Source organism: Corynebacterium sp. KPL2734 (assembly GCF_040225595.1).
GTDB classification, from domain to species: domain Bacteria; phylum Actinomycetota; class Actinomycetes; order Mycobacteriales; family Mycobacteriaceae; genus Corynebacterium; species Corynebacterium rhinophilum.
Genome location: NZ_JBEHFO010000007.1, coordinates 1 through 21,911 on the forward strand (window position 1 = coordinate 1; position 21,911 = coordinate 21,911).

The window sequence follows — 21,911 nt, forward strand, 5'->3', positions numbered from 1 at the left end:
ACTACCCCCGGTACCCGATATCCGCACCGGTCGGTACTCGATACCGCCCTACCGGTACTAAATAGCGTCGCGCGTCAAAACAGATCCCGGTTCCGCAGGTAATTCTTTAAGAGCTTTCTCGGAGCAATTGAAATGGCTCTACGACAGTCTTGCTCGTGAAGCACGAGGCTTTGAAGCCCAAGAAGCTGCAAATAGTAGGGCGATGGATATCGCGGACGCTGGCGGTGAGATTGGCGTTGAATCGATGCCGATTATGGACCAGCCGGAGCCAGGGTATAGCCCGTTTATGTTTACTCCGCCTGTAGTTAACGTCGGCACATCGATTACTAAGCTGGCAACGGACTTGATGTCTACGCAGATTTGGAGCGTATCCGAAGCTAATGCGCGGTGGAAGTCCTTAGGCTCCGAGGTTCGGGAGATCGTTAGTGGGCTTGAAAAAGCCGCGGGATCGTTGGAAAACGAGAATGACAGCGAAACGACGTCGCGAGCGGCAGCGAAGATCCGAGAGGTAGCGGCCTCGGGGAAGCACTTTGTAGCCAATGCGGAAGCAATGGGAGAAAAGCTCACTGGTTTCCACTCGCGATTGATGATGATTCAGCCGTCGGCAATGGCAATGGCGATGGATATTATGAAGATTTCTGACCCGGCCGAACGAAAAATCGCAGAGACTGCGGCGTTGGCAAAGCTCCAACCGGATCTTCAAAGGTTTGCCATCGACGCAATGCCTAATCAGCATGCGTTAATGGAACAGTCGCCAGCTTCCGGAGGGGGCGGTATTGATGCCGGTTTGTCTGGTGTGGATGGCGATGGCCAGAAGTATAGAACCGACAGTGTTGCGTGGCCGCGCGCGATTCAGGAAGCTATTGCCCGCGGTGATGTGGGACCGGGAAACTTCGACGTGGCAAATGGTACGGTCCACGATTTGGAGTCGGTGGGCATGACTCCAGAGGAAACCGCTGCGTTCCAAGAGCAATTGCATGCGGACGGCAGAAAGGCTCTTTCCCAACTAGGCGTGGGCGACGGAATGGATATCAGCGGTCGCGATGTCGCAACCAGTGGGGCCTCACTTCCTGGGACGACGGCGCCGCATAGTCAGTTAGGTTCTACGTCAATGGCTGGCGGTGGGCCCGGTGCTACGGGTATGGGCACTGGGGCCGGGTTAGGTCCCGGAACTGGAATTGCAAGTGCCACGGGTACTCCTACCTTCGGCGGGCGAGCTGGAAGTGGAAATCCTGGCGCGCTCCGCGGTGGCGGATTCAATCCACTGACCGGGCTCGGCGGCGGGGCCTTGGGCACGGGTGGAAGGCCTGGTTCTGGAGTAGGCGGAAACATGGGTGCACTCGTAAATTCCGCTCTAGGACTAGGTGCTGGCGGAACCACTGCGCGCGGCGGAGCTGCTTTGCGTGGTGGCTCCGGTGAGAGCGTCGGCGCTCGCGGTGTGGGAGGTGCGCTTCCTCGCGGGGCAGGCGAATCTGCTGGCAATAGCAGCGGCGGTAACGGTAACCGGGGACACCTTGAAAGGGGAGCTGTGCGCGAAGCCGTGGTGCGCGGGGGAGGCGCCATCAATAGCACCGGTGCCAAATCTGGCGCCGCAAGGCCGGCAGCAGGTATGCGAGCCTTTGCGCCAATGATGGGAACCCGGGGTCAGGGAAATGACAAGAACCGGGTGAAGGCGGTAACGACTCAAGTTGAGCGCGATCCTAATAAGCGAGATCTGTTGGGAGAACCACCGGCTGTTGTGCCTGGGGTCATCGGCAATTGGGCGCGAGAATCCTAGGCAGCGAATCGGGAAAGAAAAAGGCTGAGGGATACTATCCTTCAGCCCATTTCTTTTATTGCGGCAGTTGTGTCGCGGTGGCGTTTGGCTGCTGCACAGGTTCCTCGACCCCGTTCTGCAGGCCCTCCGAATCCACCCCGGGTTCGGTGGTGGCAGCAGATGAAGACGTCTCGGCATTCTTCTGCGCCGGCGCCTCGCCGGTGAAGGTCGATGCGTTGTCGATCTTGCCGGATTCAGAATCCTGTTCGTTCGGCGGGTGGCATGCGGCCAAGGAAAGGCCGGCGGTAAAAACTAAACCAGCGGTGGCGAAACGGGAGAATTTCTTCATGGGGATGTGCTCTTTCTCCAGAGTAGTGAAGGCGGTAGTGGGGTGGGAGGAGGAATTTAGGATTCGCGCGGGGTGGCGGCCTTGGCGGAATCGTATGGGGCAGCCGATTCGATGGTTACCGAAATGGTCTTTCCGTTTGGTGCGGAGTACTCGCGGGTTTCACCCTCCTGCGCACCGATGATGGCGGCGCCCAGTGGGGACTGCTCGGAGTAGGTCTCTAGGTCCTTGTTATCGGTCGCAGCGGCGCGGGTACCGATGAGGAAGGTTTCCTTATCGTTCTTGTCGCCGTTGTAGTACACGTGAACAACGCTGCCGGTGTAGGCAACGCCTTCCTGCATAGTGCCACGCTCGGTGGTGGAGTTGGCCAGCAGCTCAGAAATCTGCTTGATGCGGGCCTCTTCCTGGTCCTGCATCTCGCGGGCGGCGTCGTAGCCGGCGTTTTCTTTCAGGTCGCCTTCTTCGCGGCGCTCATTGATTTCCGCTGCCACCTCTGGGCGGTGATCGATGAGTTCCTGCAGCTCGGTCTCGAGCTTTGCCTTGGTTTCTGGGGTGATGTACTGCTTTTGCTGCTCAGCCATTCTAAAACCTTCCGTGCTGTGGAATAGTGGTCAAAGTCCTGCGATGATGGCGGGACCGAAGTTAAGTATGCAACCAGGCAATTGCCCAGTTCTAGGCTGTACAAATCCTAGCACATGGGGCTAGCGACTTTCCGCGTAGTCGGGATTGTCCATATCCAGGTAATCCGGGATATTGCCGGAGCAGCCATAGACTCCACCGGCGACGGCGCGGGCATTGGTGGGGACATCGACGGCAATGCGATGCGTCTCATTTCCGCCAGCGGGAACGGCAAACTCGCGGCGGCCTACCTCGGATTTGGAATAATCGTAAGCCTGCACGATGCAGTAAGCATCCTCATCGGTGTGATTGCGGGTTACGTCGACCCAGACGCGCGTGGTGTCATCGCTCAGAACCTCTTGAGTGACCATAGAAATCTGGGCATTGACGGATTCTTTTTCCCGAAAATACTGGAAGCCGTAGTAGAGAAGGGTGACGAGCATGGCGGCGAAAATCAACACCAGCGCCTTATTGGCCCAGCTACCAGAGTTCTTTTGTGATTTATCGCGCGAGCCGTAGCGCGCGGCGGGGCGAGAATTTCCGGCGGAAGTCATAGCCCTACTTTAACCGAGGAGTACCATTTTCCCATTATCTACTAAGATAGTGATTTGTTCTAAAAGCTAGTTTTAAAGGGGATGGATTTTCAGTGAGCGACTTTCGCCTCCTAGCAATCCACGCACACCCGGATGATGAATCCTCCAAGGGTGCTGCGACAACGGCCCGTTACGCAGCAGAAGGTGCGGATGTAATGGTGCTGACCTGCACCGGTGGTGAACGCGGTGACATTATTAACCCGGCTATGGACCGTCCTGGCGTCAAGGAAAACATGGCTGAGGTGCGCCGCGAGGAAATGGCTAAGGCAGCCCGCGCGCTTGGGGTTCAACACCAGTGGTTAGGCCACGTTGATTCCGGCCTGCCAGATCCTGAGGAAGGCAAGAGCATGGAAGAGCTCTTGCCGGAAGGCTGCTTTGCCCTGATGGGCGATGATGCAGCGGCCCAGGAAATGGTGCGCGTTATCCGTTCATTCCGCCCGCAGGTCATCATTACCTATGACGAAAATGGCGGCTACCCGCACCCAGACCACCTCATGGTTCACCGAGCCTCCATGATTGCGTGGGAAAAGGCCGGTGACGCCTCTTACCACCCAGAACTGGGCGAGCCCTTCGAGCCGCTGAAGCTGTACTATTCGCATGGCTTTGTGTACCAGCGTATGAAGATGTTCCACGATCTTCTCCTTGAGGAGGGAAAGCCCAGCCCGTACGGTCCTATGCTGGCGCGTTGGGACACGGCTTTCGGCGATATTATGGCCCGCGTTACCACGCAGGTGGAGTGCGCCGAGTACTTCCAAAACCGTGATGATGCGCTGCGGGCGCACGCGACGCAGATCGATCCTGCGGGCGCATTCTTGGCAACCTCCGTGGAGGTCCAACAGCGCTTGTGGCCAACGGAGGAGTTTGAATTAGCCAAGACCAGGGTATCGACCTCGCTGCCGGAAAATGATTTATTTGCGGGCATTGAAAAGAACGAGGAGACTTAAAGCATGAGCGTCTATGACTCCCTTTTCTTGGCTGCGCACGATGTCACTGTTCTTGCGCAAGGCACAGAAGGTGTAGAGGGCGGGCCGATGGGTCCCGAGTTTGGTAAAGCCTCGCCCATCGGGCTGCTTATCTTGGCTATCTTGGGCGTTGCCGTGCTGGTAGCGGGTTGGAATTTCCACCGTCGCTTTTCGCGCTTCCGTCGGCGCACTATGTTCGCTGAAGACCACGGAATCGATCCATTCGACGAAGAGGCAGTGGATGCGGCGCTCAAGGAAGCTGGCCTTTACGATAACCGCAAGAAGTCGATTTTCTAGCCGGCTGGAGTAATCAACGTGACATTTCTCAAGCGGCTGATGTACCCCTTGTATGAAGCACGCCTCGTGCGGCTTATCAAGGGCAGACCGCAGCCGAAGCACGTGGCGATCATGGCTGACGGCAACCGCCGCTGGGCGCGGGAAGCCGGTTTTACGGATATCAGCCACGGTCACCGCCAGGGGGCGAAGAAAATTGGGGAGATGATCGCGTGGTGCCGTGATACCGATATTGAGGTAGTCACCATCTACCTCTTGTCCACGGAGAACTTGAAGCGCAGCCAGCAGGAAGTGCAGCTGCTTTTTAACATCATCTCTGATGTGGTCACGCATTTGTCCCAGGGGGATTTGGATTGCCAGGTGCGCCTTGTGGGTAACTTAGATTTATTGCCCGCGCCGGTAACCCAGCGCATGGTTGACGCCGCTGAGGAAACCAAGGATAACCAAGGCGTCATCGTCAATGTGGCCGTGGGCTACGGTGGGCGCCAAGAAATCGTTGATGCCGTTCAGAAGCTGGTGCGCAGCGAGGCCGAAAAGGGCACGAGCGCGGCCGAGATGGCGGACCGAGTCACCGCGGATTCGATTACGGAACACCTTTATACCAAGGGCCTGCCGGACCCGGACTTGGTGATCCGCACCTCCGGTGAGCAGCGACTTTCCGGATTCCTCCTGTGGCAAGCAGCCTATTCAGAAATTTGGTTCACCGATACCTATTGGCCGGCGTTCCGGAAGGTAGATTTCCTGCGCGCGCTGCGTGATTATTCGCAGCGTTCGCGCCGCTTTGGCAAATAGCGGCTAGATTTTTCGCATCCGCACCTTTTCGACGAGGTGATGCGAGCCCTTTTTCAATACCAGGGATGCGCGCACGCGGGTGGGCAGGATATTTTCCACCAAATTTGGCAGGTTAATGGATTGCCAAATCTCGCGGGCTTGGGCGCGCGCCTGCTCATCGTTCATATCGGCATAAGCAGCGAAGTGAGCATTGGGCCTGCGGAATTCGGTGTGGCGCAGCGTGAGGAAGCGGTCGATGTACCACTGCTCAATATCGTCCGTGCGGGCATCGACGTAGACGGAGAAATCAAAAAGATCCGCGATGGTTAAGGTGGGGCTGGTTTGGAGGACGTTGAGGCCTTCCAAGATTAAGATATCCGGCTGGTTGACCTCTTGATAGCGATCTTTGACGATGTCATAGGTGATATGCGAATACAGCGGCGCTTTAACCACGGGTTTTCCGGATTTGACGTCGGTAACAAAGCGCATAAGTGCGCGGCGGTCATAGGATTCGGGGAAACCCTTGCGCTTCATCAGTCCGCGGTCTTTAAGCGTTTGGGTGGGAAAGAGGAACCCGTCCGTGGTCACCAGGTCCACCTTCGGGTGAGAGTCCCAGCGCTGTAGGAGCACTTGGAGGAGGCGGGCGGTGGTGGATTTACCAACGGCCACGGAACCGCCTACGCCGATGACGAAAGGCACGTGCGTGGGAGGGTTGCCCAAGAAGGCTTCGGTGGCGGCGGTGAGTTGTTGCCGGGCGGTGACCTGCATGTGGATAAGGCGGGAGAGGGGGAGGTAGACGTCTGCCACCTCGTCCAAATCAATGCGATCGCCGATGCCGCGTAGCTCTTCTAGTTCGTTTTCTGTCAACACCTGTGGCATGGATTTGCGAAGATCACGCCAGGTTTCGCGGTCAAAGTCGAGGTAGGGGCTTGAATCCAGGTTGCGCGCCATAGCCTAATTGTCGCACGCGATGATAAGGGAATTAAAATTTTGCCCCCTGTAAGGTAGCCGAAAGGTTATGATATGTAATAGTTCATACTGCTTCCTACCGAGAAGAGGACTAGTCTTATATGGCTTCTTTCAATACTGACCTGCGCGATCTTGACCCCGATGTTTTCGGCGCTATCCAGGGAGAAATTTCCCGCCAGCGCGAAACTCTAGAAATGATCGCTTCTGAAAACTTCGTGCCGCGCGCCGTCTTGCAGGCACAAGGTTCTGTCCTGACCAATAAGTACGCCGAGGGATACCCAGGGCGTCGTTACTACGGCGGCTGTGAGCACGTCGATATTGTTGAGGATCTCGCCCGCGACCGTGCGAAGGCGCTCTTCAACGCGGAATTTGCCAACGTGCAGCCACACTCCGGCGCGCAGGCTAATGCCGCAGTCCTGGCCAGCATCGCGGAGCCGGGCGATAAGATCCTCGGCCTGTCCTTGGCGCATGGTGGACACCTGACCCACGGGATGAAGCTGAACTTCTCCGGCAAGCTTTACGATGTCGCGGCGTATGGTGTGGACCCAGAGACCATGCGCGTGGACATGGATAAGCTGCGCGAACAGGCGCTAAAGGAGAAGCCAAAGGTCATCATCGGCGGTTGGTCCGCTTACCCGCGCACCCTGGATTTCGCGGCCTTCCGCGAGATTGCCGATGAGGTGGGCGCTTACCTGTGGGTTGACATGGCCCACTTCGCGGGTCTGGTTGCCGCAGGCCTGCACCCGAACCCAGTGGAGCACGCCGATATCGTCTCCACCACCGTGCACAAGACCCTGGGCGGTCCGCGATCCGGCATGATCTTGGCCAAGCAGGAATACGCAAAGAAGCTGAACTCCAATGTCTTCCCAGGCCAGCAGGGTGGACCGTTGATGCACGCGGTGGCTGCAAAGGCTATTTCTATGAAGATTGCGGCCAGCGAGGAATTCAAGGAGCGCCAGGAGCGCACCCTTGAGGGCGCCCGCATTCTGGCTGATCGCCTCTTGGCGGAAGATACGCAGGCAGCTGGCGTGGACGTTGTGTCCGGTGGCACTGATGTCCACCTCGTCCTGGTTGATCTGCGCAATTCGCAGCTCGATGGTCAGCAGGCAGAAGACCTGCTGCACCAGGTAGGAATCACCGTCAACCGCAATGCGGTCCCGAACGATCCTCGCCCGCCGATGGTCACCTCGGGCCTGCGCATCGGCACCTCCGCCCTGGCCACCCGCGGCCTTGATGCGGAAGCCTTCACCGAGGTTGCCGATGTCATCGGCACCGCTTTGGCACAGGGCAATAGCGCCGATGTTGAGGCACTTCGCCGTCGCGTCGATAAGATCGCCGAGCACTACCCGCTGTATGAAGGCCTCGAGGACTGGAAGCTAGTTTAGTCCTTATCCTCAGTGGCGTCCTTGTGGACGTCGTGGCCGCGGGCCTGCGCCAACGTGGCGCGGGCTTGCTGCAGCCACTCAGGCTGCTTTTCCAAAAGCTCGCTGATCTCCGCGGTGGTCAGCGGCTTATCCATGTCATTTTTCTTTAATGCGGTGACAGAAATGCCCAGTTTGTGGGCAACTTCCTGCCGGGGGTGGGGGCCTTCGCGGCGCAGCGTTTGCAGCCACTGTGGGGGATTGTGCTGCAATTCGCGCAGTTCTTCGTGGCTTACCGCGCTATTTTGAAATTCTTCGGGCGCGGCGGGCAGATAGATATTCAGCTTTTTAGCGGCGGTCTGCGCGCGCATTGCGGTACCGGACGGTTGCTGTTGGTTATGTTGTTCACTCACGGTTTAACCGTAGCACTTTCAGTAGACTGTGCTCCATGCTGCGCTTAGCCTTTGTTACCGGTACACAACCTGGAAAATGGTTTCAGAGATTTCAGGACAATACTGCGCACGGCGGTTTATCCACCATTGATGCGGATGACAGCATAGCGGAAGTGCTCGCCGGTCACGTGGATGTGGCGCTAACTCGCCTGCCGGATGCGCGCGTGGATGACTCCTTCCATGTGGTCCGCCTCTATGAGGAGGCGCCAGGCATTGCGGTTCCAAAGGACTCAGTCTATGCGGAGGTGGGCGAGGCGCTGGCGCTTGCCGATGTCTCCGATGAGCACCTCAACTACCGCCTCACCGATGCCGGTGAGGTCGATATCGCCGCCGTACGCGAAGCCCTGCAGGTGGTTGCAGCCAATGTGGGGATCGCCATCGCACCGCTGCCGCTATTAAAAATCCTCAGCAAGAAACAGGTGGTCCCGCTCGCGCTGAAGGATAACGAGGTGCCGGTCACCGAAATTGCGTTGGTCTGGAGAAAGGCGGAGGATGGCGAGGCCATCCAGGACTTTGTGGGCATCGCTAAGGGCCGCACCGCCCGTTCCTCCAGGCAGGAAAAACCGAAACGCACAGCCCGCGAAAAAGCTAAAGCCAAACAGTCTCGAAGGATTGTTAACAATCCGTTACAAAAGCAGAAGAAGAGTCCTAAGCAGCGCAAACGGCGATGAACTGAAAGCTGATCCGCTCAATCCCCGGTGCACACAGTGGCGCGGCAGTGCAGATCGCTATACGGTTGGTTGCGCTCGCCACAATGGCGGCTGAAAACTACAGTGAACTAATTTTTCGGCTGAAAAGCGAAAGGTAGATTTAGAAATGCGCAAGATTACTCGTCGTATTGCAGGTGGCTTCGCGGCCGCAACCCTCTCCGTTGCTCTCGTTGCATGCTCGGACGCAGAGGATACCGTTGATGACGCCAAGGATACCGCTGGCTCCGTAGCCGCAGACGCATCGGATGCTGCCGGCTCTGCCGCAGCCGATGCCACCGACGCCGCAGGTTCCGCTGCCGCAGAGGCAACTGGCTCCAAGGACGATAATGCAGAGGGCGCCAAGGGCGATACCCAGACCGTCACTACTGCAAATGGCGAGGAAGAAGTTCCCGCTGACCTTGCAGCCGCCATCGAGGAAAAGCAGGCAGAGTGGGGGGACGTGCAGAGCGTAGAGTCCTCCGATAAGGGCACCTTGGCTACCTTCGAGGGCGGCAAGCACCTGGTCTACTCTGAGGAGACTGGTGCACAGCCGGTCATCGGCAAGATTGCTGAAACCTGGGTAAACGAGGGTGGCCTCGACTCTTCCGTTGGCCTGCCTACCAAGCCAGAGGCTGACGCAACCGAGGCGAACGGCTGGACCCAAGAGTTTAGCAACGGCACCATCTCCTGGACTGAGGGTGAAGACGGCCAATTCAAGGCTGATATTGAGGCCTAAGAGCTAAAAGTCGGCACCCACCCAAACGGTAGGCCGATTATCTCTCGTCACTTTCCCTGCGGGTTGTCCCGCAGGGATTTGTCGTTTTCTTAAAGTTCATCTTCCACCCATGTGATTTCAACCTTGGGTGCTTAGGTTGGGTGGCAGCCCCCAAGAGATCGCAGCACTAGCGGTATTGGGGGACAGACAAGGAAGAACAGCTTTCTACCGTTTCACAAAGGAAGATTCCTGCCACCATGACTCGCCCCTCTGTACTTTCTACTCCACTAGGCACCACCGATAATGACGTCGCTACCAAGACCTATGTCCTCGATACTTCGGTCTTATTATCTGACCCGTGGGCGCTGCGAAAATTCGCTGAACACGAGGTCGTCCTTCCCGTCGTGGTTATCTCTGAATTAGAAGGAAAACGTCATCACCCGGAGCTTGGCTGGTTCGCCCGCCAAGCTCTTCGCTTTTTGGAAGAACTGCGCGCTACCTATGAGGCGCTCGACCAACCCGTTCCGGTTAATGTAGCTGGCGGTACTTTGCGGGTAGAGCTTAACCACCAAGACCAGTCGCTCTTGCCGGCCGCATTCCGCGGGCCGGAAGGGGACCACCGCATCTTGGCCTGCGCCTTGAACCTGGCGCACGAGGGCAAGGACACGGTCTTAGTCACCAAAGACGTACCGCTGCGCGTCAAAGCCGGCGCCGTGGGCGTGCAGGCCGATGAATACCACGCCCAAGACGTCATTTTGACCGGGTACTCCGGCATGGCTACCGCCTATACCACCACAGATGTCATCGACGCCCTCTACAGCGATGGGGAAGTGCTGCTAGACGGGGTTGTCACGGACGATGACACCCCGGTTGAAGACTTGCCGGTGCACTGCGGCATCACCTTGATTGCCGGCGCGCAATCTGCCTTGGGGCGCATCATGCCGGACGGGGCGGTGCGCTTGGTGCGCGGCGATCGCAATGCCTTCGGCGTGCAGGGGCGTTCGGCGGAACAACGCATTGCCTTGGATCTGCTGCTGGATCCGGAGGTTGGCATCGTTTCCATCGGCGGTAGGGCCGGTACCGGTAAATCAGCGCTGGCATTGTGCGCAGGCTTGGAGGCTGTCTTGGAACGCGGGGAGCACCGCCGCATTGTGGTCTTCCGGCCCATGTACGCCGTCGGCGGGCAGTCGCTGGGGTACCTGCCGGGCTCTGAATCAGAGAAGATGAACCCTTGGGCCCAAGCGGTCTATGACACCTTGGAAGGCCTAGTCTCTGACAACGTCCTAGAAGAGATTCACGAACGTGGGCTCATTGAGGTCCTGCCACTGACCCATATCCGTGGCCGGTCCCTGCACGATGCCTTCGTCATCGTGGACGAGGCGCAGTCATTGGAGCGCAATGTTTTGCTCACCGTGCTCTCGCGCTTGGGGGAAGGCTCGCGAGTAGTGCTCACCCACGACGTTGCCCAGCGCGATAACCTGCGGGTGGGCCGCCACGATGGGGTACAGGCGGTCATCGAAAAGCTCAAGGGCCACGAGCTCTTCTCGCACATTACCCTTAAGCGTTCGGAGCGCTCCGCCATTGCGGAACTGGTAACCGATCTATTAGAAGGCAACGACTAAGTGAGGGCCGGATGAAAGCGATTTCGCAGACAGCGAATTTAATGAATTCTTTATAGAAAAAATCACCCAAGACCAGTAATAATGGTGCTTATGAGCGAGAACGCCAAGAAGACGTCTGCGGACGATAAGAAAAAGGATTTCCGTATTCGGCCCTTCACTTCGGCCGATTACCCGCAGATGCGGGAAATCTACGAGCAGGGCCTGCAAACCGGCCATGCCACCTATGAAACCCGATCCTTGACCTACGAGGAGTTTACGAGCTCCAAGATCATGGCCTCGGTGCACGTAGCCGTTGAGGCGGACGATGATTCCAAGGTATTGGGGTGGGTTTCGGCCGCCCCGATTTCCTCGCGCACCGTCTTCCACGGCGTCGTGGAGGATTCCATTTACTTGGGATCTGATGCCCAAGGCCGTGGCATTGCAGGGGCCTTGCTCGATTGCCTCATTGAAGTGTGCAAGGACCTGCACAAGTGGGCCATCCACTCTTGGATCTTCCCGGAAAATGAAGGTTCTGCGGGCCTTCACAAGTCCCGCGGTTTTGAAAAGGTCGGCACCTACTCACACATGGCCAAGATGACCTATGGTGAGTTGGCCGGGCAGTGGCGCAATACCGATGTCTACGAGCTCCTGCTTCCCAAGCCGGAGGAAAAGAACAGTTAAAGGGCACTCAGCCTTTTCGTCACGAAGGCCGTAGCGCTGCCGGGGGGAATAAATCATCCCGGCGGCGCTACGGCCTTTATTTGTTTTTCCCAAGCTAGGCGATCAACCAGGCGGGGGAGCAAAAGTGCGCTCCTAGACTGCGGGTACCTCCCAGCGCCCAAACCAACTCTGTGCTTGGGGCCGCATGGAATCGCTCAGGCGGCTAAAGGGCGGCACTTTGATGCCTTGGCGCTCTGCCAAGGCCACGAGGTAATCGCGGGTGCGCCATACCTCGATGGGGCTTGCCTCAATATCGAGCACCTCCGCGAGGCCGCCAGCCTGGTAGCCGAGGGAGGAGTTGATGGGGGCATCGGCAAGCGGCAGGCTATCGCGCAGCGCATGGAGCTCCCTACTGGTGGCGGCGGTTTCTGCGGGGTTGAGCGACATTAATCGATCGTCTCCTTCAGGCGCTCTTCACGCAGGGGAAGCAGGACCAAGAGGGCGACGATGACGAGCGGGACCATCAGCGCGATGACCGGGGTGAGTCCGTCATTATAGGAATTTAATACTGCCTGCCTGAGCGGCTCTGGCAGGGAAGACACCAAGTCCGGGGTCAGGCTATTGGCATTGCCCTCGCCATTGCCAAACTTCTCGGCATAGGCCGCGCCCTCAGGTCCCAGCTGCTGGATGGCCTGCGGCAGGCGGTTGGCCATCTCATCCTGCATGTTGTTAATGAACATGGAACCGACCAGGGAAGCACCTAGGGCAGAACCGATCTGGCGGAAGAAGTTATTCGCCGCGGTTGCCGTACCCACCTGGGAGAGCGGGAAGGAGTTCTGGACGATGAGAACGAGCACCTGCATGACCATGCCCAGGCCGATGCCGAAGGCGAGGAACTCGAAGCCGAGTTGCGTGAGCGATGTGTCTACCGACAAGCGGGACATCCAAAAGAGTGCACCGGCGGTAATGGCCAAGCCGATAACGGGGTAGATTTTGTAGCGGCCGGTGCGGGCGATGATGAAACCGACGCCGGTGGAGGTGCCGATAAGGCCAATCATCATCGGAATCATCATTAGGCCAGCGTTAGTGGGTGATAGGGTGTGGACCATTTGCAGGTAGGTGGGCATATAGCCCAGCACCCCGAACATGGCCAGGCCCAAGATGACGCCGGATAGGGTAGTCAGGGCCATGTTGCGGTTCTTGAAGAGGCGAACCGGGATAAGCGGTTCGGCAGCGCGCAATTCCACGATGGTGGTAATGATCGCGCCGATGAGGGTAATGGCGCCGAGAGTGAGGATCATGGTGGAATCCCAGTCGTACTCGGTGCCGCCCCAAGTGGTCATGAGGATAAGGGAAGCGGTAGTAATGGCGATGAAGGTGGCGCCGAGCCAGTCAAAGCGCTTCATATCGGCTTGGCCCACGCGCAGGTTGAGCACCAGGATGCAGACCACCATGGCCAGCAGGCCGAGTGGAATATTCATCCACATGCCCCAACGCCAGCCGGGGCCATCAGTAAACCAGCCGCCCAAGACGGGGCCGAGGACGGAGGACAGTCCGAATACGCCACCCATGATGCCCATGAACTTGCCGCGCTCACGGGAGGAGGTGACCTCGGCGATGATGGACTGCGAGGAAATCATCATGAACCCAGCACCGAAGCCTTGCACGGCGCGGGCGATGATGAGAACCGTCATGGAATCGGCAAAACCACCGATGGCAGAGCCCACGACGAAGACGGCGATGCCGCCAATGTAGAGCCACTTGCGGCCCAACATGTCACCCAGCTTGCCGGAAATTGGCATGGCGATGGTCATGGTGACAAGGAATGCGGAGATGACCCAGCTCATGTGGTCAACGCCGCCAAGCTCACCAACGATCGTTGGCAAAGCGGAAGAGAAAATCATTTGGCCCAGCGAGCTCATCAACATGGTGAGCACTAGCGCAGAGAAAATGAGCCCCAGGTTATCCGCCCGCGACTGGCCCTGCGCAGGAGCCTTTTCGGCTGTATCTACCATCGGATTCCTTTCATAACATCATTAATCAACTTCAGTGAATCATTAAGACGCGAACTCAGGGCGTCGCTGCAATCGCTATCAGGGGCGGCGATGGAAAGCCACAGGGCCTCGCGGACTACACCGGCGATGACCATGGCCTCCGTTGCCGCTGAATGGCCCTCGAGGATGCGCAATTCCGGTTCTTGGTTAAGGCGCTCCTCAATGAGCCCAATAAGCTCGATGGATTTCGCACGCTTGCGGCTAATGGAGGCGGCGGCCGCCTCTGGGTCATTAGCAATGCGTTTGCGTCTCTCCCGAATCGTGGGATTAACGTGATGGCCCTCCATGTGCTGTTCCACCAGGTTAAGGACTAATTCCATGATGTTGGTGGTGGGTTCATGGAGGAAATACTCGCGCATTTCCGCGGTGAAGTCAGCACTTGGTGCCCCAAGCACGGCGGATTCCTTCGAATCAAAATAGTTAAAAAACGTGCGCCGAGAAATACCGGCTAGTTCGCAGATCTCTTCAATAGTGACCTCGCCAAAGGAATGCTTGTCCACCAACTCGGTGGCAGCATCCTCGATGCGTAGCCGCGTTTCTAGGCGTTTCTGCTCGCGTAGTGATAGTTCTTCTTGCACAGAATGCAACGTTACACTCGGTGCAAACTTGCACCAAGTGCAAAATGGGTGATTTTGTAGATGTGTACGCCGAATCTATGTTGTAGGTCACAGCATACGCTTGCCGATGCCCCCTTTCTTTACCCGCGCTTACCATGCCTGGCAAGCGCGTCGAGGCATGCGAAAACCCCGCTCAGAGGCGATTTCCGAGCGGGGGTCGTAGCGCTAAACGCGGACTAGATTAAATATTGTCGCGCTCGCGGTTGGTCATGCTCAATACGTCCAAGCGCTTGTCCAGCTCTTCCTCAGTGAGGTTCTCGCCGTCAACAAAGCCCAAGTCGATAACGGCCTGGCGGACGGTGATCTTCTCATTGAGGGCGTGCTTTGCGGCCTTAGCGGCGTTCTCGTAGCCGATGGCGGAGTTCAGCGGGGTCACGATGGAAGTGGAGGACTCCGCGAAGTGCTTCATGCGCTCCTCGTTGGCCTCGATGTGGTCGACGCACTTCTCAGCAAAGACGCGGGAGGAGTTAGCCAGCAGGCGAGCGGACTCGAGCACGTTGCGCGCCATCATTGGGATGAAGACGTTGAGCTCGAACTGGCCTTGCGCGCCGCCGAAGGCAACGGCTGCGTCATTGCCCACAACCTGGCCGGCCACCATGGTGACTGCCTCAGGGATAACCGGGTTGACCTTGCCCGGCATGATGGAAGAACCAGGCTGCAGGTCCTTCAGGTGGATTTCTGCCAGGCCGGTCAGCGGGCCGGAGCCCAGCATGCGCAGGTCATTGGCAATCTTGTTGAAGGATACAGCCACCGAGCGCATGGCGCCGGAGAACTCTACAAGGCCGTCGCGGTTAGCCTGTGCCTCGAAGTGGTTTTCAGCTTCCTTCAGGTTCTCAACGCCGGTGAGCTTCTTGAGCTCCTCGGTTACCTTGCCGCCGAACTCAGCGGAGGTGTTCAGGCCGGTGCCGGTGGCGGTACCACCGATGGCCAGCTCGCCCAAGCGCGGGAGGGTAGCCTCGATGCGCTCGATGCCGAGCTCCACCTGGCGGGCGTAGCCGCTGAACTCCTGGCCCAGGGTGATTGGGGTGGCGTCCATGAGGTGGGTGCGGCCGGCCTTGACAACGTCCGCGAATTCCTTCGCCTTCTTGGACAAGGACTCGTGCAGCACCTTCAGGCCCGGAATGAGGTCATTGACGGCTGCTTCCGTGGCCGCCACGTGGGTAGCGGTGGGGAAGGTGTCATTGGAGGACTGGCCCATGTTGACGTCATCGTTCGGGTGAACCTCTACGCCCTGCTTCTGTGCCAAGGAGGCGATGACCTCGTTGGTGTTCATATTGGAGGAGGTACCGGAGCCGGTCTGGAACACATCGATGGGGAAGGCATCGTTGTGCTTGCCTTCCGCGATTTCCTTCGCAGCGGCGATAATGGCGTCTGCCTTTTCCGCATCTAGGCTGCCGGAGTCCTTGTTGACCTGTGCGCATGCCGCCTTGAGCAGGCCGAGTGCGCGGATTTGCGCATCTTCTAGGCCGCGGCCGGAGATGGGGAAGTTGTCTACCGCGCGCTGGGTCTGTGCGCGCCACAGGGCATCAGCGGGAACTTTAACCTCGCCCATAGTGTCATGTTCGGTACGGTATTCGGTCATGAAAATCACCTCGGTTAATTGATTGTGTGCGTCTACCCCCAGTATGGCGAAAAGCTAAAAACTAGAGCACGAAAAGCCCGAGCCCGCCCCGCCATTTGGGGGTGAGGTTTAGTTCTTGGTGGGGTCCGAGTAGTCCACGACGGAGTATTCCTGCAGCTTTGCCAGCTTGTGGAAGGAATCGACGTAGCGGATGGTGCCGGACTTGGAACGCATGACCAGCGAACGGGTGGAGGCGCCGTTATTGCGGTAGGAAACCCCGCTCAGCATGTCACCGTTGGTCACGCCGGTAGCGGCGAAGTAGCAGTTCTTGGACGAGACCAAGTCATTGGTGCCCAAGACCTTGTCCAAGTCGTGGCCAGCGGCGCGGGCCTTTTCTGCTTCCTCTTCGTCCTTTGGCCACAGCTTGCCCTGGATTTCGCCACCCATGCACCGCATAGCGCAGGCGGTGATGATGCCCTCAGGGGTACCGCCAATGCCCATCATCATATCGATGGAGGTGGAATCCTGGCAGGTGGCGATGGCGCCTGCCACATCGCCGTCCATGATGAGGCGTACCTTGGCTCCTGCCTCACGGATCTCTTGGATGAGCTTATCGTGGCGCGGACGGTCCAATACCACCACGGTGATATCTGCGGTGCGCAGGCCCTTTGCCTTGGCAACAGATTCGATATTCCACTGCACGGACTGGTTGATGTCGATGGATCCGACAGCTTCAGGTCCAACGGCGATCTTTTCCATGTAGAAAACCGCGGATGGGTCATACATGGTGCCGCGCTCTGCAGCGGCGATTACGGAAATGGCATTGGGGCGGCCTTCGGCCATCAGCCGCGTGCCATCTACGGGGTCTACGGCAATGTCCATCGCCGCACCCTCGCCGGTGCCGACCTCTTCGCCGTTGAAGAGCATTGGGGCCTCATCCTTTTCGCCCTCACCAATGACAACAACGCCCTTCATTGCCACGGAGTTAATCAGCTTGCGCATGGCATCGACTGCCGCGCCATCGCCCTCATTCTTCATGCCACGACCAACCCAGCGGCCAGAGGCCAGGGCGGCGGCTTCGGTCACGCGCACCAGCTCCATGGCCAAGTTACGGTCGGGCAAATAAGAAGTATTTTCGGACATGTGTAGTGGTTGCCTTCCATGTTTTCTCACCGTGGGGGTAATTCCCACGCGCTTAGTGTTCTACTTTTCCTATTCTGGCACTTTTTGGTGTCAATAGGTCCGATTTGGGGCCCCTTTTGTGGGGATTTTCCTCTCTCGGGGGAGCATTATCGGCGCGAATGTGCGCACGCGGGAGGCATGTGGCACTTTCACGGCGGCTCATGCGATACTAAGGCGCGTGGCAGCAGAACAAAGACCGAAGATTTTCGAAGGCGCTCGCGACATCATTTTGTCCCTTTCCATAGTGGTCCTCATGATGTTGCTTGTGGTGGGCGCAACCGGGCTTTGCTCGGTGAATCCGGAAACAGCGCAAGGCCCAGTCCAAGAGGTAGACGAGGAGACCTTCCTGGATACGCAGGCCCGCGCCGGTGTTGGCGCCATCCGAGATCCCCAGATGCCCGAAGGCTGGCAGGCCAATGCGGCCCGACGTTCGCAGCTAGGAGGCGAGACAGCCACCGTCGTCAGCTGGCTTACCGCAGATGGAAACTACGTGGAATCCACCCAAACCCAGGTGTCTGCAGAAGACGCGGGCGAAAAATACGACGCTAACTATCGCGGGCTGAACTCCACGCGCGAGGTAGCCGGCCACCAAGTGCGCGTGCTGGCAAGCGACGACGATTCGGTGCGCCGCTTGTGGATCGCCGACCTAGGCGATGCCCGCCTCATCATCTCCGGTGCGGCCCCCGATGAAGAATTCGCCGCCGCGACCGAGGCCTTCATCAAGGCCAAGCCTATAAGCGGAAAGTAACCTCGCTGAGCCCCTCATCGTCTGCTTTCACCGTGATTCCCTCAGTATCACCGGCGGTTTCTTCCAAGGCAGCCGCATCTAGCCCGCTCAGGCGCGTCTTTTCTAGGTAGACGTCCACGCGCTCGCGCTGGGAACGCTGCGGGTAGATGGAGACTTGGACCACCTTGGCATCGGCAAGCAGCAGCACGATGGACTGGGAAAAGTAACTCAGTTCCTCCTCGGTGGTCGAAACCTGGGTGATGGTATGCGCCGGCCCGAAAAATTCCTCCACCAACGCGCGGGAATCGCCGCCCATGATGGAGCCTGCCGATGCCGATTTGGATACGAAATCAATCCTCTTTCCCGGGTAACCATAAATCTGCATTACTCTTCACCCTCCTCGGCCTGCTGCTCGTTGTTTTCCGCCTTTTCGAGGGCATCTTCCACGCGCTTGGAGGCGCCATCCAAGTGGGATTCGCACGTGCGAGCAAGTGCCTCGCCGCGCTCCCAGTACTTCAGGGACTCGTCCAAGCCCATTTGGCCGAGCTCTAGAATCTTGACGGTTTCAATGAGCTCATCGCGCGCCTGCTCGTAGCTCAATTCCTCTACGGGAGTAAAGGCATCCTGGCCCGGCTGGCCGGAACCAATGGTTTCATCTGACATCAGCATTTCTCCTACTATTTCTGGCTAATCGGCGGCCTGGGAGGCCATGGATACGGCGGTGATGGAACCATCGCCCACGCGAATGCGCAATTGCGCGCCGGGCGGTGATTGCTCATAGGAGCTAACTACCTCCGGATCGCTGCCATCTTTGGGCAAGACTTGAACAATAGAATACCCACGGGCAAGCGTCGCCGAAGGGCCTAAAGCAGAAACCCGTGCGCGAAGGGACTCCACGTGCCGGGTCTCGCGGTCTAACAACACCCGCAATTCGCGGCGCATACTCGTACGCATGCGCTCGACTTCTTCACGCCGGGCGCGGATCGGGGTCATCGGATCGGCCAATACCGGCCGGGAACAGATATTATCTAATCCACGGCGCTCGCGTTCTACCCAGCCGCGCAACGCCGCTGCCATGCGGGAACGTGCCTCTGCGATAACCGCCCGTTCCTCTGCCACCGAAGGGACCACGCGCTTGGCGGCGTCCGTGGGTGTAGCCGCGCGCAAATCTGCGACATTATCCAGCACCGGGCTATCCGGCTCGTGGCCAATCGCGGAGACCACCGGCGTGCTGGCGGCCACGACGGCACGTTGCAGGGCTTCTTCAGAAAAAGGCAAAAGGTCTTCGACAGAACCGCCGCCACGGGCGATGATGATGACATCGATCTCCGCATCGGCGTCGAGCTCCTGCAGGGCCGAAACCACTTCGGGGACGGTATTTGCCCCCTGAACCGCGGTATTGATGACGCGGAATTGCACGGCCGGCCACCGGTCGCGGGCGACCGCCATGACATCGCGCTCGGCGGCAGAACCGCGGCCAGTAATCAGGCCGATCTTCTGCGGGAGATAGGGAAGTGGGCGCTTGCGCGCGGGATCAAAGAGGCCTTCTGCGGCGAGCTGCGCGCGTAGCTTTTCGATGCGCGCCAATAAATCGCCGATGCCCACGTGCCGGATCTCTGTGGTCCACAGGGAAAAGGATCCGCGGCCTGCATAAAAGGCGGGCTTGCCGTGCACGATGACGCGGTCGCCATCTTTTAGCGGCGTGGGCAAGTTGTGCAGCATTGAGGACGAGCAGGTCAATTGCACCGACTTTTCCTGCTGCACATCGCGTAGGGTGAGATAAGACAGCTTCCACGTGGGCTTGTAATTGATCTGCGTTAATTGGCCTTCCACCCACAGATATCCAAGGCGCTCGATCCACCCCTTCACCTGGTCATTGACCTGGCCTACAGGCCACGGGGTCTCTGGAGTATTTGCCGGTTGGTTCACGCAGCCACCCTTTCCATCTACAGCACCATACGGTGCCTTTTAGTGTAGGTGCTCCGGACAAGCACCGCCCCGCTTGGGTGGCCTAGATGGGCGCTTTTGCTGCTGGATAGCCCTTACTATTGTTTTGCTTTACCTTTCGATACTCTGGGAGGCATGACTGATGGTAAAAATGTTCTCCTCGCGGCACCGCGCGGTTACTGCGCTGGAGTGGACCGCGCCGTCGAGACTGTAGAAAAGGCGCTAGAAAAATACGGCGCACCCATTTATGTGCGCAAGCAAATCGTCCACAACCGTTATGTCGTTGAATCTCTGGCCAAGCGCGGAGTCATCTTCGTTGAAGAGGCATCCGAAGCCCCAGAGGGTGCTCACCTCGTATTCTCTGCCCACGGCATCTCCCCGGCGGTGCGCAATCAGGCGCAAGAGCGCAAGCAATTGACCCTGGATGCCACCTGCCCCTTGGTTACCAAGGTGCACAAGGAAGCCCAGCGCTTCGAGCGCGATGGTTACCACATCCTCCTCGTAGGTCATGAAGGCCACGAAGAGGTAGAGGGCACCGCGGGAGAGGCCCCCGATGTCACGCACCTGGTCGATGGCGTCGACGGCGTGGACAAGCTGCCAGATTACTTGCAGGATGAAAAACTCATCTGGCTTTCGCAGACCACGCTCTCGGTGGATGAGACCGTCGTCATCGTTAATAAACTGCGCGAGCGTTTCCCGCACCTGGAAAACCCGCCATCAGATGATATTTGCTACGCCACCCAAAACCGGCAAGAGTCCGTCAAGGCCATCGCGCCGAAGTGCGATCTGATGATCGTGGTGGGGTCAAAAAACTCGTCCAACTCGGTGCGCCTCGTAGAAGTCGCACTCGAGGCAGGCGCGCGCGACTCCCACTTGGTGGACTTCGCCGCAGAAATCGATGAATCGTGGTTAGACGGCGTAGAGACCGTTGGTGTGACCTGTGGCGCCTCCGTGCCGGAACTCTTGGTGCGCGAAGTACTCGAATACTTGGATGATCGCGGCTTTAATGACGTGGAGCAAGTAACCACCTCTACGGAATCCATTACCTTCGCGCTGCCGCGTGATCTGCGTCCCGCGCGCACCTAGCGCTGCAACGCCTAAAACAACGATAACCGTGAGCCTGGTGGCCTCTTAAAGAGTGCCGGGGGCTCACGGTTTAGTTTATTCGTAGAGGTTATCGTCCCAACGCTGCTTCTTGGCAGTGTCTTTTATCGAGGAAGTGGGATCTGTTTCGGGGGCCGGTGGTATCACGTCTCCCGCGCGCCGGTTCGGATCGGGCTGCAAGCGATTTTCGCGTTCCGCCTGTTGCTCGCGACGACGCTCTTCTCGGTCGCGGCCGCGGATGCGGTCCTGCGGCTTCTGCGGAGGTTGCGCCTGTGCATGCGATCTGCGGCGAGAGGCGCGTGGGGATGAGGCCTGCGGGTTTTCGGATCTATTACGCGCCATGAGTTCCGCCACGGAAAGCCGCTCAGCGCGGTTCTGACGATCCCGCTTCATGTCCGCGCGCCGCGAGACCCTTTGCTGATTCACAGCGCGCTGTGCGGCCTTGCGGAAGCGAATCCAGCGCAAAACGCCGATTGCCGTCGCGCCGAGAACCGCGATAAGCAACCACACGAAGTTCTGGACCAGCGGATACACCGAGGTGAGCAGCGACGTTTTAGAAAAACTGGTGCCTTCTGGAGCATTGGACTTGGTGATGAAGATTCCCGCTGTCACCACGGTTACCGCGTACAAAATGGGGATGGACGCGATGGACAGGAATAATCCCCGCTCCTCAACGATGAGCGCTATGAGCAGCGAGCTGATGATGAGGAAGGCAAAGTACATCCAGCCTATGGAGCCGGCAAGAATGGAAATCAATGCGCCGGTGAGCAAAAGTGCCGCCAATAGCCCAAGGCCCTTCAGCAGCGAGATGTTCGGCATGCTCAGGCCTTGCGCGGCGGTTGGCTTTCGTTGTTTGGCTAGTGACACGTCGCAAAATCCTACCGTCTGGCGCGGGCCAATGGCTATATCCACGCAGTAAAACTGCCTAGAAT

Annotated in this window: 25 protein-coding genes; 11 read left to right on the forward strand and 14 right to left on the reverse strand. The window is 58.3% G+C overall.

Annotated features, from left to right (window positions below; all coding sequences use genetic code 11):
* Positions 1 to 202: 202 nt before the first annotated feature.
* Positions 203 to 1,777: a hypothetical protein gene (locus tag ABRP88_RS06125; protein WP_349836629.1), complete on the forward strand. Its 1,575-nt coding sequence runs from the start codon at positions 203 to 205 to the stop codon at positions 1,775 to 1,777.
* Between the two features lie 55 nt (positions 1,778 to 1,832).
* Here the strand turns inward: ABRP88_RS06125 and ABRP88_RS06130 are convergent, their stop codons facing one another.
* The 3 genes from ABRP88_RS06130 to ABRP88_RS06140 all read right to left on the reverse strand — a co-directional run bounded on the left by ABRP88_RS06130 (position 1,833) and on the right by ABRP88_RS06140 (position 3,274).
* Positions 1,833 to 2,105 carry a thiamine biosynthesis protein X gene (locus tag ABRP88_RS06130; RefSeq protein ID WP_284852202.1) on the reverse strand — a complete coding sequence of 91 codons (273 nt, stop codon included), beginning with the start codon at positions 2,103 to 2,105 and terminating at the stop codon, positions 1,833 to 1,835.
* Positions 2,106 to 2,161: 56 nt separating this feature from the next.
* Positions 2,162 to 2,683: a transcription elongation factor GreA gene (gene greA / locus ABRP88_RS06135; protein ID WP_284769952.1), complete on the reverse strand. Its 522-nt coding sequence runs from the start codon at positions 2,681 to 2,683 to the stop codon at positions 2,162 to 2,164.
* 120 nt (positions 2,684 to 2,803) lie between these two features.
* Positions 2,804 to 3,274, reverse strand: coding sequence for a DUF4307 domain-containing protein (locus tag ABRP88_RS06140; RefSeq protein ID WP_349836630.1), 471 nt, complete (start codon positions 3,272 to 3,274; stop codon positions 2,804 to 2,806).
* A gap of 92 nt (positions 3,275 to 3,366) precedes the next feature.
* On the opposite strand from ABRP88_RS06140, the gene mca reads away from it, so the two are divergent.
* The 3 genes from mca to ABRP88_RS06155 are packed head-to-tail and all read left to right on the forward strand — an operon-like array spanning position 3,367 to position 5,361.
* Complete coding sequence (gene mca, locus ABRP88_RS06145; protein ID WP_349836631.1) at positions 3,367 to 4,257, forward strand: mycothiol conjugate amidase Mca; 891 nt, start codon at positions 3,367 to 3,369, stop codon at positions 4,255 to 4,257.
* Between the two features lie 3 nt (positions 4,258 to 4,260).
* Positions 4,261 to 4,572: a hypothetical protein gene (locus tag ABRP88_RS06150; RefSeq protein ID WP_349836632.1), complete on the forward strand. Its 312-nt coding sequence runs from the start codon at positions 4,261 to 4,263 to the stop codon at positions 4,570 to 4,572.
* An 18-nt stretch (positions 4,573 to 4,590) separates the two neighbouring features.
* A complete protein-coding gene (locus tag ABRP88_RS06155; protein ID WP_284782455.1) occupies positions 4,591 to 5,361 on the forward strand; it encodes an isoprenyl transferase in 771 nt (256 codons plus the stop codon).
* Positions 5,362 to 5,364: 3 nt separating this feature from the next.
* Here ABRP88_RS06155 and coaA read toward each other — a convergent pair whose 3' ends face one another.
* Positions 5,365 to 6,291: a type I pantothenate kinase gene (gene coaA, locus ABRP88_RS06160; RefSeq protein ID WP_284769949.1), complete on the reverse strand. Its 927-nt coding sequence runs from the start codon at positions 6,289 to 6,291 to the stop codon at positions 5,365 to 5,367.
* A 119-nt stretch (positions 6,292 to 6,410) separates the two neighbouring features.
* Between coaA and glyA the strand changes: the two genes are divergently transcribed.
* Positions 6,411 to 7,694 (forward strand): serine hydroxymethyltransferase, encoded by a 1,284-nt coding sequence (gene glyA, locus ABRP88_RS06165; protein WP_284782456.1) that lies wholly within the window; start codon positions 6,411 to 6,413, stop codon positions 7,692 to 7,694.
* Here glyA and ABRP88_RS06170 read toward each other — a convergent pair.
* Positions 7,691 to 8,083, reverse strand: a complete 393-nt coding sequence (locus tag ABRP88_RS06170) for a DUF5997 family protein (protein ID WP_502879867.1) — start codon at positions 8,081 to 8,083, stop codon at positions 7,691 to 7,693. The two genes, glyA and ABRP88_RS06170, sit on opposite strands and share 4 nt — an antisense overlap.
* A gap of 35 nt (positions 8,084 to 8,118) precedes the next feature.
* Here ABRP88_RS06170 and ABRP88_RS06175 point away from each other — a divergent pair, with 35 nt between their 5' ends.
* The 4 genes from ABRP88_RS06175 to ABRP88_RS06190 all read left to right on the forward strand — a co-directional run bounded on the left by ABRP88_RS06175 (position 8,119) and on the right by ABRP88_RS06190 (position 11,808).
* Positions 8,119 to 8,793, forward strand: a complete 675-nt coding sequence (locus ABRP88_RS06175; protein WP_349836633.1) for a LysR family transcriptional regulator substrate-binding protein — start codon at positions 8,119 to 8,121, stop codon at positions 8,791 to 8,793.
* 145 nt (positions 8,794 to 8,938) lie between these two features.
* Positions 8,939 to 9,547: an LGFP repeat-containing protein gene (locus tag ABRP88_RS06180; protein WP_284769948.1), complete on the forward strand. Its 609-nt coding sequence runs from the start codon at positions 8,939 to 8,941 to the stop codon at positions 9,545 to 9,547.
* A gap of 236 nt (positions 9,548 to 9,783) precedes the next feature.
* Positions 9,784 to 11,148: an RNA 5'-3' helicase PhoH2 gene (gene phoH2, locus ABRP88_RS06185; RefSeq protein WP_284796291.1), complete on the forward strand. Its 1,365-nt coding sequence runs from the start codon at positions 9,784 to 9,786 to the stop codon at positions 11,146 to 11,148.
* Between the two features lie 81 nt (positions 11,149 to 11,229).
* Positions 11,230 to 11,808 (forward strand): GNAT family N-acetyltransferase, encoded by a 579-nt coding sequence (locus tag ABRP88_RS06190; protein ID WP_349836634.1) that lies wholly within the window; start codon positions 11,230 to 11,232, stop codon positions 11,806 to 11,808.
* Positions 11,809 to 11,940: 132 nt separating this feature from the next.
* Here ABRP88_RS06190 and ABRP88_RS06195 read toward each other — a convergent pair whose 3' ends face one another.
* The 5 genes from ABRP88_RS06195 to glpX all read right to left on the reverse strand — a co-directional run bounded on the left by ABRP88_RS06195 (position 11,941) and on the right by glpX (position 17,162).
* Positions 11,941 to 12,234: a DUF2316 family protein gene (locus tag ABRP88_RS06195; RefSeq protein ID WP_284853461.1), complete on the reverse strand. Its 294-nt coding sequence runs from the start codon at positions 12,232 to 12,234 to the stop codon at positions 11,941 to 11,943.
* Positions 12,234 to 13,802, reverse strand: coding sequence for an MDR family MFS transporter (locus tag ABRP88_RS06200; RefSeq protein WP_349836635.1), 1,569 nt, complete (start codon positions 13,800 to 13,802; stop codon positions 12,234 to 12,236). The genes ABRP88_RS06195 and ABRP88_RS06200 overlap by 1 nt, the downstream gene beginning before the upstream one ends.
* Positions 13,796 to 14,419 (reverse strand): TetR/AcrR family transcriptional regulator, encoded by a 624-nt coding sequence (locus tag ABRP88_RS06205; RefSeq protein WP_296089932.1) that lies wholly within the window; start codon positions 14,417 to 14,419, stop codon positions 13,796 to 13,798. The genes ABRP88_RS06200 and ABRP88_RS06205 overlap by 7 nt, the downstream gene beginning before the upstream one ends.
* A gap of 220 nt (positions 14,420 to 14,639) precedes the next feature.
* Entirely contained in the window at positions 14,640 to 16,040 is a 1,401-nt protein-coding gene (locus ABRP88_RS06210; protein WP_349836636.1) for a class II fumarate hydratase, read from the reverse strand.
* A 108-nt stretch (positions 16,041 to 16,148) separates the two neighbouring features.
* A complete protein-coding gene (gene glpX, locus ABRP88_RS06215; RefSeq protein ID WP_284853463.1) occupies positions 16,149 to 17,162 on the reverse strand; it encodes a class II fructose-bisphosphatase in 1,014 nt (337 codons plus the stop codon).
* Between the two features lie 217 nt (positions 17,163 to 17,379).
* On the opposite strand from glpX, the gene ABRP88_RS06220 reads away from it, so the two are divergent.
* A complete protein-coding gene (locus ABRP88_RS06220) occupies positions 17,380 to 17,949 on the forward strand; it encodes a DUF4245 domain-containing protein (RefSeq protein WP_284769940.1) in 570 nt (189 codons plus the stop codon).
* Here the strand turns inward: ABRP88_RS06220 and ABRP88_RS06225 are convergent.
* The 3 genes from ABRP88_RS06225 to xseA are packed head-to-tail and all read right to left on the reverse strand — an operon-like array spanning position 17,933 to position 19,857.
* A complete protein-coding gene (locus ABRP88_RS06225) occupies positions 17,933 to 18,313 on the reverse strand; it encodes a hypothetical protein (protein WP_349836637.1) in 381 nt (126 codons plus the stop codon). The two genes, ABRP88_RS06220 and ABRP88_RS06225, sit on opposite strands and share 17 nt — an antisense overlap.
* Positions 18,313 to 18,591: an exodeoxyribonuclease VII small subunit gene (locus tag ABRP88_RS06230; RefSeq protein WP_005280052.1), complete on the reverse strand. Its 279-nt coding sequence runs from the start codon at positions 18,589 to 18,591 to the stop codon at positions 18,313 to 18,315. The genes ABRP88_RS06225 and ABRP88_RS06230 overlap by 1 nt, the downstream gene beginning before the upstream one ends.
* Positions 18,592 to 18,615: 24 nt before the next feature.
* The gene (gene xseA, locus ABRP88_RS06235; RefSeq protein WP_349836638.1) at positions 18,616 to 19,857 is read right to left on the reverse strand and encodes an exodeoxyribonuclease VII large subunit; all 1,242 of its coding nucleotides are present in this window, start codon (positions 19,855 to 19,857) and stop codon (positions 18,616 to 18,618) included.
* Between the two features lie 153 nt (positions 19,858 to 20,010).
* On the opposite strand from xseA, the gene ABRP88_RS06240 reads away from it, so the two are divergent.
* Positions 20,011 to 20,961 (forward strand): 4-hydroxy-3-methylbut-2-enyl diphosphate reductase, encoded by a 951-nt coding sequence (locus ABRP88_RS06240; RefSeq protein ID WP_284850342.1) that lies wholly within the window; start codon positions 20,011 to 20,013, stop codon positions 20,959 to 20,961.
* A gap of 75 nt (positions 20,962 to 21,036) precedes the next feature.
* Here ABRP88_RS06240 and ABRP88_RS06245 read toward each other — a convergent pair whose 3' ends face one another.
* Complete coding sequence (locus ABRP88_RS06245) at positions 21,037 to 21,846, reverse strand: DUF6542 domain-containing protein (protein WP_349836639.1); 810 nt, start codon at positions 21,844 to 21,846, stop codon at positions 21,037 to 21,039.
* Between the last annotated feature and the right edge of the window lie 65 nt (positions 21,847 to 21,911).

What these genes read in the sequence shown, in the direction of transcription:
- coaA (WP_284769949.1), bottom strand. Translation starts at nt 6,291, where the DNA reads ATGGCGCGCAACCTGGATTCAAGCCCCTACCTCGACTTTGACCGCGAA.
- ABRP88_RS06175 (WP_349836633.1), top strand. Translation starts at nt 8,119, where the DNA reads ATGCTGCGCTTAGCCTTTGTTACCGGTACACAACCTGGAAAATGGTTT.
- ABRP88_RS06195 (WP_284853461.1), bottom strand. Translation starts at nt 12,234, where the DNA reads ATGTCGCTCAACCCCGCAGAAACCGCCGCCACCAGTAGGGAGCTCCAT.
- ABRP88_RS06190 (WP_349836634.1), top strand. Translation starts at nt 11,230, where the DNA reads ATGGTGCTTATGAGCGAGAACGCCAAGAAGACGTCTGCGGACGATAAG.
- ABRP88_RS06230 (WP_005280052.1), bottom strand. Translation starts at nt 18,591, where the DNA reads ATGTCAGATGAAACCATTGGTTCCGGCCAGCCGGGCCAGGATGCCTTT.
- greA (WP_284769952.1), bottom strand. Translation starts at nt 2,683, where the DNA reads ATGGCTGAGCAGCAAAAGCAGTACATCACCCCAGAAACCAAGGCAAAG.
- phoH2 (WP_284796291.1), top strand. Translation starts at nt 9,784, where the DNA reads ATGACTCGCCCCTCTGTACTTTCTACTCCACTAGGCACCACCGATAAT.
- ABRP88_RS06180 (WP_284769948.1), top strand. Translation starts at nt 8,939, where the DNA reads ATGCGCAAGATTACTCGTCGTATTGCAGGTGGCTTCGCGGCCGCAACC.
- ABRP88_RS06225 (WP_349836637.1), bottom strand. Translation starts at nt 18,313, where the DNA reads ATGCAGATTTATGGTTACCCGGGAAAGAGGATTGATTTCGTATCCAAA.
- ABRP88_RS06140 (WP_349836630.1), bottom strand. Translation starts at nt 3,274, where the DNA reads ATGACTTCCGCCGGAAATTCTCGCCCCGCCGCGCGCTACGGCTCGCGC.
- ABRP88_RS06125 (WP_349836629.1), top strand. Translation starts at nt 203, where the DNA reads ATGGATATCGCGGACGCTGGCGGTGAGATTGGCGTTGAATCGATGCCG.
- glpX (WP_284853463.1), bottom strand. Translation starts at nt 17,162, where the DNA reads ATGTCCGAAAATACTTCTTATTTGCCCGACCGTAACTTGGCCATGGAG.
- ABRP88_RS06130 (WP_284852202.1), bottom strand. Translation starts at nt 2,105, where the DNA reads ATGAAGAAATTCTCCCGTTTCGCCACCGCTGGTTTAGTTTTTACCGCC.
- glyA (WP_284782456.1), top strand. Translation starts at nt 6,411, where the DNA reads ATGGCTTCTTTCAATACTGACCTGCGCGATCTTGACCCCGATGTTTTC.
- ABRP88_RS06240 (WP_284850342.1), top strand. Translation starts at nt 20,011, where the DNA reads ATGACTGATGGTAAAAATGTTCTCCTCGCGGCACCGCGCGGTTACTGC.
- ABRP88_RS06210 (WP_349836636.1), bottom strand. Translation starts at nt 16,040, where the DNA reads ATGACCGAATACCGTACCGAACATGACACTATGGGCGAGGTTAAAGTT.
- ABRP88_RS06150 (WP_349836632.1), top strand. Translation starts at nt 4,261, where the DNA reads ATGAGCGTCTATGACTCCCTTTTCTTGGCTGCGCACGATGTCACTGTT.
- ABRP88_RS06200 (WP_349836635.1), bottom strand. Translation starts at nt 13,802, where the DNA reads ATGGTAGATACAGCCGAAAAGGCTCCTGCGCAGGGCCAGTCGCGGGCG.